The organism is Micromonospora sp. NPDC005206 (assembly GCF_040608175.1).
Taxonomy (GTDB): domain Bacteria; phylum Actinomycetota; class Actinomycetes; order Mycobacteriales; family Micromonosporaceae; genus Micromonospora.
Genome location: NZ_JBEXHU010000028.1, coordinates 39935 through 55749, shown reverse-complemented (window position 1 = coordinate 55749; position 15815 = coordinate 39935). Strand labels below are relative to the sequence as shown.

Below are 15815 nucleotides of genomic sequence, written 5' to 3'. Positions count from 1 at the left end.
TGCTCGACAGCCCTGCCAGCGGGGTGAGTCGGATTCGCGACAAACACGCGCCGGAACGGGCGCCGAACGGGAGTTCACGGACGCCGGAAGCCAGGCGGCCGACCGGTACGATTCGCCCGTGAACCCGGGGGCGGTTGGCAGGCATATGCCATCGGTCGTAACGCTCGATGACCTCACCGCGATGATGGCTGCGGACGAGAACCACCGGTATGAAATCGGCCCCGAGGGAGTCGTCTCGATCCTGCCGCCGGCGGGATACGCCCACGCGATCATCGCGACCCGGCTCATGCTGCGGCTCGCCCAGGGCGGTGTCTCGGCGGACCGCGTCGCCCAGGCGGTAGGACTACGCATCCCGGGTCGTGACGGCGGTGTCGGCGGACGCATCCCAGACCTGGTGATGTGGAGCAAGGCTCAGTCCGACGGCGTCTGGCTGCCGGTCGCCGACGTGCTTCTGGTGGTCGAGATTGTGTCGCCCGGGTCCGAGGGTGTCGACACGGTGACCAAGCGCAGTGAATACGCCGCCGCAGGCATCCCTCAGTACTGGGTGGTTGACCAGGATGCGGCGCAGACCGTCACCATGCACCGTCTGGAGGGCGAGTACTATATTGCCCGCGCGACCATGCCGCTCGCCTGGGTCCTCAACACCAGCCTGGAGGAGCACGACCTCAGCTGAGGGCGGCGGATATTATCCGTCTTCTATGGTCTACTGCCCTCCATGAGTGCGGAAATCGCCACCGGCCTTATCGGTTTGCTGGGCGCCCTGGTCGGGGGCGGGGCAACGGTCGGCGTCGGATACCTGAGCACCCGCACCCAGCGCGCTGAGGCCGAACTGGCCCGCGGCCATGAGATTGCGGACGCCGAACGAGCCCGGAGCGGCCAGCTCGCTGACGCACGGAACGCGGCTTACGTCTTGTTTCTGACACGGGTGGACAGCTTCCTTGATCAGGCCCGGGAACTCGGCGACCTGGTGGACCTGCATCCCGAGGGTGATCGGCCAACAGACCAATACCGGCAATACACGGCCGACTGGAATCAACTCGTCGCCGCCAACGCGACCGTGCAGGTGGCTGGGCCTGACGTGCTAGCGCATCGCGCTCAGAAGCTCCGTGACGCGGTCGGCGCCCTTTCCGACATCATCGACAAGCGGTACCGGAGTCGCCGCTGGCCACCTGGGCTTGAGGCCGCCTGGGAACGTGTGTGGAGCGAGCGGCTCGACTTCCTACAGGCCGCTCGCCAAACGTACGCCGAAGGGTTTGTGACGGCAGCGCCCACCTCAGACCGCTCAAGCTGATCGCCCACTTGGGGGCCGGCGGCACCGTTACAGCCTGCCCTGTTCGACCCGGATCTGCGGTGGACGTCGAGTACCACCCAGACACTGCGCCTGCGCAACGGCCGGCAGCATGCCTGGCGCACCCGGACCCGCTAAGTCAGCTGGCGCTCACGCCAGCGCTGCATGGTCCGCTTGTAGGGCTCGGGCATGTGCAGATCAGGCATCTCGTCATACGAGAACACGCCGAGTTCCTTGTGCTCAGCGGAATAGACGAGGTCCTCATCGCCGACGTAGGTGGCACCGATGCTCACGATGAACACGTGCCGGACGGTCGTTCCGGGGCGCTGGGGTCAGTCCTCACACGAACTGGGCAACAACTCCGGCGACGGCAGCTGTCCCGATGTTTGGGAGCTCGGCAACGGCGACGTGGCGGTCGTCGAGCAGGACCTCACCACGGTGTACCGGCAGCGTCTGCCCGCAGGAGTTTCGGTGGACCCGGGCGGAGAGATTTCATCATTCCTCGATCAACCATGATCGTGGCGTAACTTACGAAACACGCGCTAACCAGCACGGACTGAGCGCCCCGCATCGTTCCCGCTGCCGCCGCGACCGCTAATGCAACACCCGGCGCCTCTACACGATGTCTCACCATCGCAATCAGCACGTGATCAGGAAGTGTCACCGCCTGGATGGTCGTCCGTGGCCTTCGTTAGGCCAGCGGTCAACTGCTGTTCGAGAGCGCGCCGGAGATGATCGAGCGCGGGACGCAACGTCTGTCGCTCATCATCGCCCGCTGCCATGGTTTCGAGCAGGAAGCGCATTAGCCTCGTGATAGCAGGTGCCGGCTCGGCTTCGGGATGCTGCGCATGTGCGAAGGCAGCGATCGCAGCGTCGAGCGATTCCGTGCCGTGCTCCAAGGCCCGACCAGACCACACACGGCGATTCCCAGAAGCGCCCAGGCGGCGAAGTCTTGCTTGTAACGTCTTGTGCGTATCTCGGCTTGCCTCAGGAGTTCATCGAAGGCGTGTCGCGCTTCGGCGAGGCGGCTCAACCGCCGAAGCGCGACGCCCTGCAGGGCAATGACGATCAATGCATCACTGCCGCTGTATCGCCTGGCGAGCATGGCTTCTCGGGCAGCTTGCTCGAACTTGCCCTGATGCATCCGGATCACGCTGATGGTCGAACGGGCCTGCAGGGCGGTGACGGGATCGTGCACCGGCAGGGCAAGCCCCACCGCATCTCGCGCCGCCCGCAGCGCCTCGTCCCATTGGCCCCTAGCCAATCTCAGATCTGCCAAGGTGTCGAGGTAGGCCGCGCGCAGAGCGCTGCCGCCGTCATGCGCCACGCTTTCCCGGATCCGCGAGATCAGCGTCTCGGCCTCCAGCCATTGCTCGGTCTCGACGTACAGCCGCACAAGACGGACCGCGAGCGGGACCATGCGTCTGGGCTGTCGCCCCGCCCGGCGCAGCGCTTCGGCTAGGAAGTTCTCGGCCTCGGTGAACTTGCCTTCTCGTCGTCGACATCTGGCCTTTCCGGAGAGCGCTCCGGCGGTCACCGCTGGGTCACTCGGTGCCAGATGGAGCGCGTTCTCGAAGTCGCTGAACGCGCGGCCGACATGCCCTTGCGCCCACAACAGGTCGCCGCGATTGACGTAGATCTTGGCTTTCCAGGCCGGTTGGTCGTCGGCGACTCCCGCGAGGGCTGAACAGTAGGCGTCGTCAGCACTCCTGTAGTCACCGCTGGCACGGAACAGGTAGCCGAGAGCGTTGTAGTTGGCAGGCTGGTCGGTTGGATCGATTCGGTCCGCGATGAGTTGCCGTGCCGCGCGGAACAGCATCGTGGGGCTGCCCGTCTCGGCGTCGTTGTCCATCTCCTCGATCGACCGGAAAGCTGGGACCGGCATGTCGGCACGCAGCCAGGCGCCGACCTCGGCGAGCGACGCCTGCGGATCGGCCCAGTCTCCATGACGATCCGCCTTGCGCCGTCGCCGGAGTGCCTCGGCCGCGTTCTCCAGCAGTTCACGATCTGCGCCGATCTTCTTCAAGTCGTCGCCGTGCTGCCACTCGAGCACCCGGTACGCCTCGGCTGGCCCTAGGAAGAAGAGCCGCCCGCTCCGGTCTGCGTGGATGGCATGTCGGCCCAGCGTGACCAGTTCGCCTCGGACATCCTCCGTGTCCAACTGGTCGTCGCGGTCCCGACCTTCGTTGACGAGAGCCGCGACGGTCGCGGCATCGACCGGCGTAGCGAAGGCCGCCACGGCTCGGTAGATCCGACGCCGGTCAGACCGGAATGCCTCGGTCATCTCGCGCCGAAGACGATCGCCGACCCCGTCCACGCTGCCCGCCCGGGCAGCCCAGTCGTGCAGTTCCGCGGCTAGGGAGAGCGCGGTCCGGTTGTGGTCGGATTCGACGATCGCGTCGAACAGTTGCGCGAGTCGCGGCCGGCCGCCGAGGTCCCGGCGGACCTCAGCCAGCTTCCGATCATCAAGCGACGCCAGTAGATTCGTGCGTTCGCCGGCGCTCTCCGCAACGAACGTCCGGAAGTGTTCGAGAGGGAGACCGTCCACCGCGATCCGGCGCGCCTTTCCAACCCAGTCCCCGCCGGCCGCCGCAGGCAGCCTATCGGTCACGAGGACGAGCTTGACGCGGTGCCGTGGGCCGCTAGTGATCAAGTCGAGTGCCTCGTCGAACGACAAGTCCATCAGCTGACGGTCGTCGTTGAGCAGACGCTCCATGGAGTCGAACACGATGACGTGCCGTCTCGTCCCTTGACTACGGAGCATGGCCTCCAGCCGCCCAATGGGCGACTCGTCGGGATGCGAGAACGCGTCGCGTGGCGTCTCCCAGACGGCGTCCAACTCCCGCACGATCGTGTCGACCCCTGGCGAGAATGCTGGAGTCGCAAGGTGCCACCCGTGGTCAATCCCCGCCTTGATGAGAACGCGCCGGACGAGTTCGGTCTTGCCGACGCCAGGCGGACCGTGCACCACGATCAATCGCGATCGCCGGTCGTTCAGCGCCCATCGGAGTCGGAGACGCTCCACGCGACGGTTCACGAAGAAGTCCGCCACTTGCCGGGCCTGCTCGGCGAACGTGGCCGGGGGACCGGGCGGTCTGCCGCTCCGGCGGACTTGCGCAACCGCCAGCAGCAGGGCAGCCACCCCGACCAGCAGCGACAAGATGCTGGCCACCTTGTCGCTGCGATCGAGGAACCGGAGGAAGTCGGTCTCTTCAGCATCGGTGAGCACGGCCCACCATCTCGGCACATCGCCGAAGGTCAGGAGGGCACCAAGAACCAGACTCACAACGGCTACCCAGAGCAAACGGGCCCTGACTCGCTGCGGCATACTGCCATCATGAACGCCTAGACTGCGCGCCGGAATGCACCGTCCGGCCCAGGTTCGACAGCGCCCTGTCACCGCAAAGGCGGCAGAACGGCGATCAACCTACGCGCGGTGACCCGCGCGCAGCGCGGCCATGACAACGCGAACGTCCAAGAGCGACGGCGCGGCCCGCGGATACCACGCTCTTGTGATGGCGTTGAACACCCTCATATCACGATCTCTTTCGCTGAGCTGACGCCACTCTTCATGCTCCTCGGCGATCGCCTCAATAGCATCGCGCTCCTCTGGGGCGACCTTGATACCAAGCATCAGCGCCTTCCGGACGATCTCCCGATCCTCCTCACTGATCGGAACGAAGAAGCCCAGTCCTAAATCGTTGTCAACTACCATCGGCCCTCCCGCGAGACGACGTGGCACCTCTACGCTATGGGCGTATGCCGGGCAGATCCATGACATGAAACGGGCGAGATCTGCCAGTTCGAGGGCAGAACCCTGCCGACCCGCCGCCGGTTGCGCAACGGACTCGGCACCGGGCTACCTACCCTCATCGCCATGCATCTCGCGGTGATCGACCCCTTGCCGATGTACCGACAGGGGGTGGTCGCTGTTCTATCCGCAGCCGGGTACCAGGTGGAGGTCCCGGCGGACCCAGTCAACTGGGCGCGTCGCAGCCGATCCGATCTCGTGCTGCTCACGTTGGCCACCACCGGGGATTGGGATCTGCTCGGTCGGCTCCGGGATATCGCACCCGCGCAGCAGGTCATCGCGGTGCTGACGGAGGAATCTGCCGGGCTCGGAGTACGAGCGGTACGCGCCGGGGCGCGATCCGTACTGCACCGCGAGGTCACCCCAGTCGCTCTTCGACGGACCGTGGAGGCAACTATCGACGGCCAGACCGTCCTGCCCGCCGCAGTCGCGGTCATACTTGCCGGCGGAGCAGTCGCCGCCGAAGAAACCCGGCAAGCGATTACAGCGGCTGAGTTGACCTGGCTGCGCCACCTTGCCGCTGGGATGACGGTTGCTGAACTGTCCCGGATCGCCGGGTACTCGGAGCGCGCTATGTTCCGACTGCTGCAGGGGGTATACCGGCAGTTGGGCGCACGGTCGCGGATCGAAGCCATCGTCCGTGCTCAAGAACGGGGTTGGCTGCAAACCCTCTGATACAAAAGAACGACCTGCTGGCGCGCATTGACTACCGGGACGCGCCGCTGAGCGCCGAGCTGCGCCCGTTCCTACCCACCGACGGCACCTGGCAGGTCAGCGAGCAGTACGCCGAGGACGTGCGGACGTCACAGTACAACGGCACCGTCTACCTCGACGCCCGCAGCGGCACGGTCTTCCTGCGGGTCATCGACAGTTGACCCGACAGGTATCGCACCCGGCCGGGAACGCTCTGCTGCGGTGGAAACTCGCTACGCCGCTGATCGGGCTGAGCCTGCTGATGGTTGTCCCGGCCGTGTTCGGCACGGTGACCTGGTGGTCCTTCTACGGGGTCGGATACCGGGTGCTGAGCGTCGTCATCTGCCTCGTCCTAACCGCACAACTGGCGGTGGCGGTCTCCATCGGCGTCCGGCCGGGTAGGGACGTGCCCTGGACGAGGACCGGGCTGGTCATTCTCGGCATCCTGCTCACCTGCGGCCTGGCCCGACTTCGCCACGAACTGTAAACCTCGATCGACACCATTCCACCCCCGACAGTACGCCAATTAACCGCGCGTGGGAATTGCGCGTTCATGGCTCCTGTCGGGGGCGTCTTGTATGGTCAGAGGCGGATCGATTTGCGCGGCAACACCCAGTCGAATTGGTTATCGGGGGCAACGACCGCGCGTTTCAGCGATGGCGTCTGGATGTAACAAAATGCAACGTGGAGAGGGCGGGAGCCGATGGCCGACGACATGGGATCGACAGTGCCGCGACGGCAGCTCGGACGGGCGCTGCGCGAGCTACGCACCGAAGCCCGGATGACGCTGGACGGCGCGGCCGACGCGATGCAGTGCAGCCGACAGAAGATGTGGCGCATCGAGACCGGCCTCGGCCCGGTCCGCGCCCTCGACGTCAAGGTCATGTGCGAGCTGTACGGGGCGACGCCCGACCTGGCTGGCGCCCTCACCGCCCTGGCCAACGAAACCAAGGCCAAGGGCTGGTGGCACTCGTACGGCGACGCCGTCCCTGACTGGTTCGAGCTGTACGTCGGCCTGGAATCCGCCGCATCCCGACTGCGGGGGTATGACGAGTCGCTGATCCCCGGCCTCTTGCAGACGGAGGCGTATGCCAGGGGTGTCTTTCAGAACCGCACCGATGTGAGCGAAGACGAGTTGGAGCAGTTCATCAGCATCCGGCTCCAGCGGCAGGTCCTCCTACGGCGACGGTTGCCGAAAACACCTCAGCTCAGCTCGGTGCTCGCCGAGGCGCTGCTGATCAAGCAGATCGGCAGCCGGACGGTGATGGCCGATCAGCTCCGACACCTGAACGACCTCGCAGGCCTACCCAACATCTCCATCCGGATCCTGCCGCTATCCGTCGGGGCGCACTACGGCGCGCTCGCCGGCACCTTCATGATGCTCGACTTCCCGTTAACCAACCGAGTCGTCCCGGAGCCGTCCGTCGTCTATAGCGAGTCGCTGACCGGCGCCCTGTACCTCGACCGGCCCGAGGAGATCGCCGCCTACGAGAAGGCGTGGGCGAGCATTACGTCTCTGGCTCTCGATGAGCAACAATCGAGGCAACTCATCAACAAGATCGTCGGAGAGGTCCATCATGGCTGAACTGGCCGGCGCCCTATGGCGCAAGAGCACCCGCAGCGGCGACAACGGCGGGGCATGTGTCGAGGTCGCCGACAACCTCCCAGGCCTCGTCGCCGTTCGCGACAGCAAGGACCCGGCCGGGCCTGCCCTCACCTTCTCCCCCGCCGCTTGGACCAACTTCGTCCGGGTCACCAAGTTTGGGCACTGAGCCGTACGCCAGACGGGAGCGCAGCCGGCGGTCACGCCGGAGACACTCCCGTCGCGCAATAGGTCAGGAGGCCGCGTCCCCGATAGCGGGCTGGGCCACGTCCTCGAACAACGACCGCCAGTTCCGCCATGCCTCCACGTTCGCCGGGTAGATCGCCGCATGCCGCCGCCCGGTTACGCGGGCGAACACCGCCAACGCTCGCCATGAACTCGTCGTGCCGCTCGCGCACTCCGGCACGCAGGTCGTCTCCCGGTAGGACGTAGAAGTCCCGGCGTCCGTCGGTTACGTCCACAAAGGACGTAGAGGTCGACCGACATCGCCGTCATCCTGTCGATGTCCGCGATCATCCAGCCGCCCTGTGCGGCGACCTGCACAACGGCCGTCCTACCGTTGATCTTCACGAAGGTCTGCGCACCGTATAGCCGCGCATCAGGGCCTCGGCCACCGCAATGCGCCGTCCCGCCTGATGTTTCTGGTGGTTACTCGGAGCCATCTGTTTTCCGTCCGGCGACAAAAAGGAATAGCGAGGGCTACGACGGCCGCCAGCCCGCCTCGATCGCATCTTGGAGCCGCTTACTGAACTCGGCGTGCGCCTGCCGATATTCGTTCTCCCGATCCGCCTTGTAAAACGGTGCTGTATACCCCTCCGGAACCGGATTCCGATCCGGATCGTCCAAGTATGCCTTCAGCTGCTCGTAATGCCCCTTCGTCTGACCGTGCCCGAATGCGTAGGCATCCGCCGCGATTTTTCGCCCGGTGGCGTCGAACCACGTCTTCTCTTCTCGATCCATGAGGCTGGAGTATCGGGCTCCCGCGACTGCCACCAACTCCTCCCATCGAATACCGAGCCAAACAGCGACGAGAGCGTCGATTTCGACAAGGGCAGCCCGACGCTCTTGCTCACGGCGCAAGGGTGTCACCCGCCGCCACGATTGACAGACCTCTCCGACCTGATCAAGCGGTCCCCAGTCAACCGCCCACCGCTCGCCTTGCCATTCGGGATCGTAAAGCTCTTCCCAAAGACCAGAATAGTCCCCTGTGAGGCAGTTAAGCCTCAATGTCCGCAGCAACAGCGCCGGCGCGAGTGGATGCGACTTCGTAGCGGATGGCATCGACTTGGCGTCCGCAATACGAAAATTTGTTCGGTTTGTAATCCTGAGGAAGTAGTCTAATGGAAGCGACGCCCAGAATCCCGCGTTAAGCACCGTAGCAGCGTTGTCGGCTAGAGCAAGCGTATGCACACCGTCCACGTGAGCCGGTCCAGGCGGAATCAGCGCAGCGTAGAGCGACCGCTCCGTATTGAAGGCGATCATTCGCCTCCATGCTAAGCGGAAATAGGTCGTGCAGGGCTTACCCCACCAAAGGTCTTGGGCAGAGCGGCTGGCCGCCTCACTTGGCGACAACATGTAGTTGGTTCGCGGCACGAACGAGGAGCTGATCTCGCTCGGATCTACCCGGTCCCAGTCATTATTGCTACGACAAGGAACGCGGGGTTGCTTTGCAATGGGCGTTGCGATACCGAAGTGCGGCCCCTGCAGAATGAGCTTGTGCGCGGATGCGAGTTCGCTCTGGTGCCACCTTATTCGTCCGCCATGACGGTCGGTCGTCTCGTTATAGCCACCGCTAATTTTCAAATCCTCAGAGCCCAGACGCTTAGAAAAGTTAGCCAAGGCCGCAATAGCTCGATCCTCGTAACTGGTAATGGGATAAAGCAGAGATGCCTCGTCGGCGCTCTCGTCCATAACGCCTCGCAATTGCTGCCAAAGCGCCAGGATGCTCTCGTCAACCCACACTACCCTCGAGGGGTGGGGGCGAAGGTCCCATTTCCCATCACTGCGGTAGCCAGGCGCATCGCCGCCACCAAACTGCTGAAGCGAACCCAAAGCCGTGAGAGGATCGAACAACCAGCTTAGATTCTTGAACCCGATTTTCCCAGCAGCGCCATAAACATGGACGCCGAACGTGACGTTATCACTTACATCGTCAAACAACTTCGTTTTGTTGATGAAGTGCATATGGAGGCGCAAATGCCGGTATGAGGCGGCACGCAAGGAACGTTCCTTAATTCCGTTAAGATGCGTGTCCGGGTGCACCAACCCGGCCACACCGGAACGGCTTCCATGCCTCCAAGCCTGACACATGAAGACGCGGTATAAGTCCGGCCGCGTGCCGGCCATGAGGGGGAAAGTCGCAGTTCCGCCCAAGAACTCCACAAGCGCGGCGTTAGTGCACATTTCACCAAGGTAACCACTTCGGACTGTCGAACGATTGAGCAAGCTCGCCTTCCGGGCTTTCCAAGATTGGGCCATGGGCTTTTCAGTCAGGCGAAACCACGGTTCAATCTCCGCTAGAACCACATCCTCTTTCCAGTCAGGTCTCACCCAGGGGGGATTTCCTACTTGGAGGTCGAAGCCGCCCTTGCCGAAGGCTTGGGCGAACGTGAGCTCCCAATGAAGAAAGCCCTGCTGTTCCGCAATCCGATCGGCCCCGAGAAGCCACGGGAAGCGATCCGAGAGCGTCCAAGGCGAGTCGACTCCGATCACGCCGTCGAGCTTGCGCTCGAAATCGCTCATCTCGCTCAGGCTCGTGAGGTTCCGGCCGTAGAACCTCTCGGTGTTCTCGTCGGCATCGCTGCGGCCGATGAGCGCCTCGGCGAAGGTGATCCAGTCATCCAGGCTCGACAGCGGTACCTGCTGACGGAGCTGTTCCGCCACGGTCATCCGCCGGATCCCCCCGGTCGGCTTGGTCGGCAACTTCATCTGCTGCGGCTGCACGTTCCCGAAGATGTCCGCAGTCTCATAGACGGCCGGTTCCTCGTACGCTGGCTCGTCCTTGATGTGTGAGACCTGGACGGGCGCGGCCGGATAGGCCGGGTCGGAGCCGTCAAGCAGCCCGACCTTGTCCAGTGGCCAGAACCACAGCGCGCACCAGACGTCCATCAGCGTCTTGAGCCGCCAGTACGGCGTGCCCGGCGCGGTCAGGTCGGCGAGGATCTCTTCCCGGGGCACCGCCTCGGTAACCTCCGGCAAGTCGTCGGCGCCCCAGACCTTGATGTCGCGACGGATCTCCCGCTCCGAGATGTCGAGCCGCTGCTGCACCAGCCCCCACAGAAACTCGACCCTCCGAGCGAGAGCCTGCAAGCGCTGTACCTGCGAGTTCTTGCCCTTGGCCGATGGCGTGCGCTTCATCGCCGTACGCCAGGCCTTCAATCGTGCGGTCTCGGCCGGCGCCAGCTCGCGGGCCTCCTTCTCCCCCGCGACCGCGCCCCAGCCGTCGGCCGGGAGCAGGAAGTGGTGGATGGTGCCCTCGTCGATCGGCCCGTCCCGGAACGGCTGCTCCTTCGGCGCGGTGGTGAGCCACGACTTGTCGGCGAGCTGCTTCGGGGTGTAGGTCTTGCGCCCGCCGCCGATGAGGGAGTTGCCGCGCTGGAGGTGCAGGCCGAACCAGGGTGCCTGGAGGCCGGCGTGCATGACGTTGAGCCAGAGCGACACCTCGGCCAGCTCGACTGCGGTGCGGTTGAGGTCGACGCCGTAGCTGTTGTGCAGGGCGATGTAGGCCTTTACCCGCTGGAGTTCGAGGTGATAGTCCTCCGGGTCGAGGGTCACTTCAAGTTCGGCCTGCCGACGGCGCAGATATTCGGCAGCGACCTGGTTGATCGCCTCGTTGAGGAACGCGCCGGAGCCGAGCGCCGGCTCGCAGATCGTCCAGTTCAGCAGCTCCCGGGCTGGCGTGACCGTGTCGTCCTGGTCGAGCCGGTACTTGAGGGCGAGTTGGACGGTGACCTCGGTCAGCGACTGCGGCGTGTAGTAGGAGGCGCTGGTCTGGCGGTCGCGGCCGGCGAGCCGGTAGACGAACTCACCAGGCTGGTGACTGACCCGACTGCGGACGCCGGTGTACGGGTCCTCCTTGTAGACGAAGACGCCGTCGTCGTACTCGTCGACCTTCGAGGCCGGGATCATCCACGAGCCGTCCTTCGGGTCACCGTTCTTGGCGACCTCGTAGAGCTGCTCGGTGGCGACGAACCCGGTGTACGACATCAGGCCCTCGTATACCGCGCCGAGTTGGTTGATGCCGAGCTGGGCGTAGGAGATGAAGCCACCGCGGCGCCTCTTGCCGCCCTTGGTGAGCATCAGTCGGCGCAGCACCTCGTAGAGGACCTTGTTGCGCAGCCGGGTGTCAATCCTCGGGGCGTGTTCGTCGTCGGGATCGCTGCCCGGCTCGGCGATCAGCCGGCCGATGAGCTTGGTCTTCTCCGGTAGGAACAGGTCGGAGCGCATCGGCTCGAAGCGCAGCCCCTCGCCCTCGCTGGCCTTGTCGGCGGCCTCGGCGCCGCCGCGCGGTCGGTGCCCCTCGTTGACCATGCGGAACAGCAGGTCGAGTGACTCGTACAGGTGGTAGCGGCCCTCGGCGGAGGGGGCCATCCGTCGGGAGACGAGGTCACCGAGGCGGGCGAGGCTGTAGCCCTCGATGTACTGGGGGTCGTTGACCGGCAGCACGCCCAGTTCGGGGCGGGCCTCGGCGTAGAGCAGGAACAGGATCCGGTACAGATAGCGGAGCGCCTCGCGGCCCAACTCCTTGGCCAGCTCGTCAAGGTCCATCACCTGCTGCGGGTGGTAGCCGGCCGCCCGGATCTGGTCGAGGACCTCGTTGGCGATGAGTTCGACGGAGACCTTCAGGCCTTCGCGGAGTTCGCTGGAGACGCCGACGGCGTGTTGGCGGGAGCCGGCGACCAGGTCGGCGAGGGGTTCGGTGCCGCCCTCGGCGGGTGGGCGCAGCGAGTCGGCGCCGAAGAGGGCGGCGACGACGTCGAGTTCCTTGTCGTCGTTGCGGGCGTAGGCGGTGTCGAGGCTGACGGCCAGGTAGCGGCCCTCACCCCAGACGGTGCGGTCGGCGAGGGTGATCACGCCACCGCTGAGGATCAGCACGTAGCGGGGCTTGGGGCTGTCGGCGGCGAAGAGCAGGGAGGCGAGCTTGGCGCCCGTCTCGATGGTTTCGGTACTCGACAGTGTGAGCGGGTCGAGCAGCCGGCCGGCGTCGTCCGAGTCCTGGGCTGCCTCGGTGTCGGCCGCCCAACCGCAGTCCAGCGCGACGATGCCGTGCGCGGAGGTCAGCTCGGCGTGCGCGACGTGGACCTCGTGCTCCTGGCCGGCCCGTTCGACGGTGATGGTCTGCGGCTGCGGTTCGAAGCCGAGCGCCCGCAGCACGTCCTGGTGCTGCTTGCGCAACCGCTCAGGGTCGAAGAAGTCGGCGTCGGTCAGCTCGGTCTTGGCGTCGAAGTAGGGTCGGCGCATGGCGCGCAGGCCGGTGCGCGGCGTCGGCTCGCCGGACTTCTCCGTCACGGCCCACTGCTTGAGCAGGCCGCCCTTGAGGGTGGTGGGCAGGATCTCGGCGAGGTAGTGCGCGGAGAGATACTCGCCGCGGTTGGTCAGCGACTCGAAACTCATGCGGCACTCTCCGAGGACGGTACGAGGACGGCGAGCACCCGCAGCAGGGGGTCACCGGCGGTTTCCAAACGGTCGAGCAGGTCGTGCTGCTCCTGGACGGTGGCGTCGACGCGTTGGCGTCGCTTCTCCCGATGAGCGCCGGGCAGCTCATCGGTGAGGCTGGCCTGTTGGAAGGTCGTCAGCTGCCGGCGGTGCTTCTGCAACGGCTCGGCGTTGGCCGCGGCCCACTCGACGCGCTTGCCCTCCAGGTACTGGCGGGCAACCTCGACGGCCTCGGGCAGCAGTTCCTTCAGCGGGTCGATCGCGATGGTCTCGGCGCGGTTGACCATCGTCGGGCCGACGTTGGCCTCGCGCAGGACCTCGTCCATCGGCCGGATGGCCGGCGACGCTGGCAGGCCGGAGACGGCCATCCACTGGACGACCGTGGGTTGGCCGAGGCGGTTGGCGTAGACGCCCTGGATCAGGAACGTCGGCGCGGTGACGTCGGCGGTGAGGACCGGGGCCTGCTGGCGGCCGAGCCGGATCAGGACCTTGTCGACCAGCCAGTCGACCATCGGGTGTACGTCGCTGAGGAAGGCGATGTCCGGCCACATCGGGGTTTTGCTCTGCCGGGCCTGGTCGAGCTTGCGTTGGGCGAGGGCGCGGTCGAAGGTGACCTTGAGCCGCAGGTCCTCGCCCTCGCGGTGGGCGCGCAGGTAGGAGCGGGGCAGGTCGGTGAGCCGGTGCACCAGGTCGTCGGGGGCGAGGAAGGTCAGCAGCTCGTCCTCACGGCGCAGATCGATGTGTTCCTCGGGCCGGTCCTCGTAGATCTCGTACAGGGCGGCGTCGACGAAGTCCTGGGTGGAGTCGAAGAGCTTGGGTACCTGAGCGCGCGGGACATCCGCCGCGACCGGTGCGGTGCCGACGTCGCCGAAGAGGTCGGCCATCACGTCGACCTCGGCGTGGGCAGCCTCGTAGGACTCGTCCACCGACTTGCCGGCGAGCAGGTCACGGACCAGCCGGTCCTCCTCGGCCTTGGCGTCGTACTGGCCCGTCACGGCCTCGACACTGCCGAGGCTGCGGTGGGCGGTCTCCTCCCGGTTGAGCAGCTTCTCGGAGACCGTCCGGTCGTCCTTGGCGTCCTCGCGGTCGGAGGTGAGGATGAGCGCGCGGAACTGCGGTTGGTGCTTCTGCCCGTAGCGGTCGATGCGGCCGTTGCGCTGCTCGATCCGGATCAGGCTCCACGGGATGTCGTAGTGGACCAGGTGGTGGCACTGCTGGTGCAGGTTGACACCCTCAGAGGCGACGTCGCCGGTGAAGAGCAACCGGACCTCGCTGCCGGCCAGCTCAAACTCCTGGAGAATCGTCTGCTCGTCCTTGTCGGCCACACCGCCATGCAGCACTCGGATCGCGTTCGGCTTGAGGCCGAGCAGCCCGGGGACGACCTCGGCGAGCCACTTGATGGTCGGCACCCGCTCGGAGAAGACCACGGCCCGGGTGTCGCTGTTCTTGCCGACGCCGATCCTCTTCAGCTCGTCGACCAGCCCTTTGAGCTTGCTGGAGTCCCGGTCGGTCATCGCGGAGGTCAGCTCCGCGAGCCGGTCCAGGGCCACCCGCTCGGTGCCGGTGGCCTTCTTGCGCCGTTTGGTCACCGTCTCGTGCAGCGCGCGGTGCGAGGACAGAAACGACTTCAACAGGGTGTACGGGAAGAGCCGGTGCTGCCCGGTGATCGCCTCGTCGGTCCACTTGCCGGCCAGCCACACGTCGGTCAGCTCGTCGAAGATCTGCTCCTCGCGGTCGCTGGCTTCGCAGTGCAGCGCCTGCGACGGGCCGCGGTCGGCCCAGCGGTCGCCGATCTGGTCGCGTACCTCCGGGCTGATCTTCGTGCGGCGCAGGTAGAGGTGTGCGATGTCGCTGGCCTGGTAGTCCTTCTCGTTGGCGATCGCCGCCGGGTCGAGCAGCGAGATCAGCTGCGCGAACGACTCCTTGTCGCCGTTGTGCGGGGTGGCGCTGGCCAGCAGCAGCGCGTCGGTCTTCGCGGCCAGGCGGCGGGCCAGCTCGTTGCGCTTCGTGCCCTTGTTGATGAGGTTGTGTGACTCGTCGATGACGACGGCGTCCCAGGTCGTGGCGTCGAGGTGGTGGCCGAACTGGCCCGCGTCCTTGAGGGTGTCGACCGAGATGATGGCCCGTTTGAAGTAGGTGAACGGGTTGCGCCCAGCCGGGATCTCCTGCTGGATGCGTTGGATGCCGGTCGAGTCGAGCCGGACCAGGGGGATCGCGAACCGGGTCCACAGTTCGCGTTGGAACTGTTCGAGGACCTGCTGCGGGGAGACCACCAGGATGCGGTCACCTCGGCCCCGGCGGATCAGCTCGGCGAGGATCAGCCCGATCTCCAGGGTCTTGCCCAGGCCGACCACGTCGGCGAGCAGGATCCGCGGCCGCAGGCCGGACAGCGCCAGCTCGACGGGTCGCTGCTGGTAGGTCAGCGGGTCGAGCAGGAACCGGTCGGCCAGGGCCAACCCACGCTCGGTGCGCGGCAGCGGGGTACGCCGCAGCACCGCTTCCAGGAAGAGGCGGCTCCGGCGGAACCGCGACGACGTGTCCTGGACGAGCTCCGTCTCCTCGGGCACCAGCGGCGTGATGTCCTCAAGCGCGGTGAAGAAGGTCGCTTCGACGTCCTGCACGAACTCGGATACGCCGACCGCCTTCACCATCGTGCCGTCCGCGGTGCCGGTCTTGACGCTGCGGATCAGCCATTCCTCGTCGCGTACAACGATGCGGGAGCCCGGGGCGAAGGTCGCGGCCTGGGAGGTGGTCATCGGTGGTGC

The 15815-nt window shown here is 65.8% G+C and carries 13 protein-coding genes; 8 read left to right on the top strand and 5 right to left on the bottom strand.

The window, feature by feature from the left end:
* The first annotated feature begins 118 nt into the window (after window positions 1–118).
* Entirely contained in the window at window positions 119–673 is a 555-nt protein-coding gene (locus tag ABZU69_RS32435) for a Uma2 family endonuclease (RefSeq protein ID WP_354968108.1), read from the top strand.
* Between the two features lie 42 nt (window positions 674–715).
* The gene (locus tag ABZU69_RS32430; RefSeq protein ID WP_354968107.1) at window positions 716–1291 is read left to right on the top strand and encodes a hypothetical protein; all 576 of its coding nucleotides are present in this window, start codon (window positions 716–718) and stop codon (window positions 1289–1291) included.
* A gap of 131 nt (window positions 1292–1422) precedes the next feature.
* Here the strand turns inward: ABZU69_RS32430 and ABZU69_RS32425 are convergent, their stop codons facing one another.
* On the bottom strand, window positions 1423–1581 hold the full coding sequence (locus ABZU69_RS32425; RefSeq protein WP_354968106.1) for a hypothetical protein: 159 nt from the start codon (window positions 1579–1581) through the stop codon (window positions 1423–1425).
* Between ABZU69_RS32425 and ABZU69_RS32420 the strand changes: the two genes are divergently transcribed.
* Window positions 1574–1804 (top strand): hypothetical protein, encoded by a 231-nt coding sequence (locus ABZU69_RS32420; RefSeq protein ID WP_354968105.1) that lies wholly within the window; start codon window positions 1574–1576, stop codon window positions 1802–1804. The genes ABZU69_RS32425 and ABZU69_RS32420 overlap by 8 nt on opposite strands.
* A gap of 286 nt (window positions 1805–2090) precedes the next feature.
* On the opposite strand, the gene ABZU69_RS32415 is transcribed toward ABZU69_RS32420, so the two are convergent.
* Both ABZU69_RS32415 and ABZU69_RS32410 read right to left on the bottom strand, forming a co-directional pair.
* Window positions 2091–4574, bottom strand: coding sequence for an AAA family ATPase (locus ABZU69_RS32415; protein ID WP_354968104.1), 2484 nt, complete (start codon window positions 4572–4574; stop codon window positions 2091–2093).
* A 141-nt stretch (window positions 4575–4715) separates the two neighbouring features.
* On the bottom strand, window positions 4716–5003 hold the full coding sequence (locus ABZU69_RS32410; RefSeq protein ID WP_354968103.1) for a hypothetical protein: 288 nt from the start codon (window positions 5001–5003) through the stop codon (window positions 4716–4718).
* A 162-nt stretch (window positions 5004–5165) separates the two neighbouring features.
* Here ABZU69_RS32410 and ABZU69_RS32405 point away from each other — a divergent pair, with 162 nt between their 5' ends.
* From ABZU69_RS32405 to ABZU69_RS32385, 5 genes are all read left to right on the top strand, one after another.
* Window positions 5166–5774, top strand: coding sequence for a DNA-binding response regulator (locus ABZU69_RS32405; RefSeq protein WP_354968102.1), 609 nt, complete (start codon window positions 5166–5168; stop codon window positions 5772–5774).
* On the top strand, window positions 5756–5974 hold the full coding sequence (locus tag ABZU69_RS32400; RefSeq protein ID WP_354968101.1) for a hypothetical protein: 219 nt from the start codon (window positions 5756–5758) through the stop codon (window positions 5972–5974). The genes ABZU69_RS32405 and ABZU69_RS32400 overlap by 19 nt, the downstream gene beginning before the upstream one ends.
* Window positions 5971–6279 (top strand): hypothetical protein, encoded by a 309-nt coding sequence (locus tag ABZU69_RS32395; RefSeq protein ID WP_354968100.1) that lies wholly within the window; start codon window positions 5971–5973, stop codon window positions 6277–6279. Before ABZU69_RS32400 ends, ABZU69_RS32395 begins: the two co-directional genes overlap by 4 nt.
* Before the next feature lie 216 nt (window positions 6280–6495).
* Window positions 6496–7377, top strand: a complete 882-nt coding sequence (locus ABZU69_RS32390; protein WP_354968099.1) for a helix-turn-helix transcriptional regulator — start codon at window positions 6496–6498, stop codon at window positions 7375–7377.
* A complete protein-coding gene (locus tag ABZU69_RS32385; protein WP_354968098.1) occupies window positions 7370–7564 on the top strand; it encodes a DUF397 domain-containing protein in 195 nt (64 codons plus the stop codon). Before ABZU69_RS32390 ends, ABZU69_RS32385 begins: the two co-directional genes overlap by 8 nt.
* 530 nt (window positions 7565–8094) lie before the next feature.
* Here ABZU69_RS32385 and ABZU69_RS32380 read toward each other — a convergent pair.
* Both ABZU69_RS32380 and ABZU69_RS32375 read right to left on the bottom strand, forming a co-directional pair.
* The gene (locus ABZU69_RS32380) at window positions 8095–13008 is read right to left on the bottom strand and encodes a class I SAM-dependent DNA methyltransferase (RefSeq protein ID WP_354968097.1); all 4914 of its coding nucleotides are present in this window, start codon (window positions 13006–13008) and stop codon (window positions 8095–8097) included.
* Window positions 13005–15806, bottom strand: a complete 2802-nt coding sequence (locus ABZU69_RS32375) for a helicase-related protein (protein ID WP_354968096.1) — start codon at window positions 15804–15806, stop codon at window positions 13005–13007. The genes ABZU69_RS32380 and ABZU69_RS32375 overlap by 4 nt, the downstream gene beginning before the upstream one ends.
* Window positions 15807–15815: the final 9 nt, after the last annotated feature.

Bases quoted from the DNA above. Each gene is read 5' to 3' on its own strand.
- ABZU69_RS32430 (WP_354968107.1), top strand. From the start codon at position 716: ATGAGTGCGGAAATCGCCACCGGCCTTATCGGTTTGCTGGGCGCCCTG.
- ABZU69_RS32420 (WP_354968105.1), top strand. From the start codon at position 1,574: ATGCTCACGATGAACACGTGCCGGACGGTCGTTCCGGGGCGCTGGGGT.
- ABZU69_RS32410 (WP_354968103.1), bottom strand. From the start codon at position 5,003: ATGGTAGTTGACAACGATTTAGGACTGGGCTTCTTCGTTCCGATCAGT.
- ABZU69_RS32405 (WP_354968102.1), top strand. From the start codon at position 5,166: ATGCATCTCGCGGTGATCGACCCCTTGCCGATGTACCGACAGGGGGTG.
- ABZU69_RS32390 (WP_354968099.1), top strand. From the start codon at position 6,496: ATGGCCGACGACATGGGATCGACAGTGCCGCGACGGCAGCTCGGACGG.
- ABZU69_RS32385 (WP_354968098.1), top strand. From the start codon at position 7,370: ATGGCTGAACTGGCCGGCGCCCTATGGCGCAAGAGCACCCGCAGCGGC.
- ABZU69_RS32380 (WP_354968097.1), bottom strand. From the start codon at position 13,008: ATGAGTTTCGAGTCGCTGACCAACCGCGGCGAGTATCTCTCCGCGCAC.
- ABZU69_RS32375 (WP_354968096.1), bottom strand. From the start codon at position 15,806: ATGACCACCTCCCAGGCCGCGACCTTCGCCCCGGGCTCCCGCATCGTT.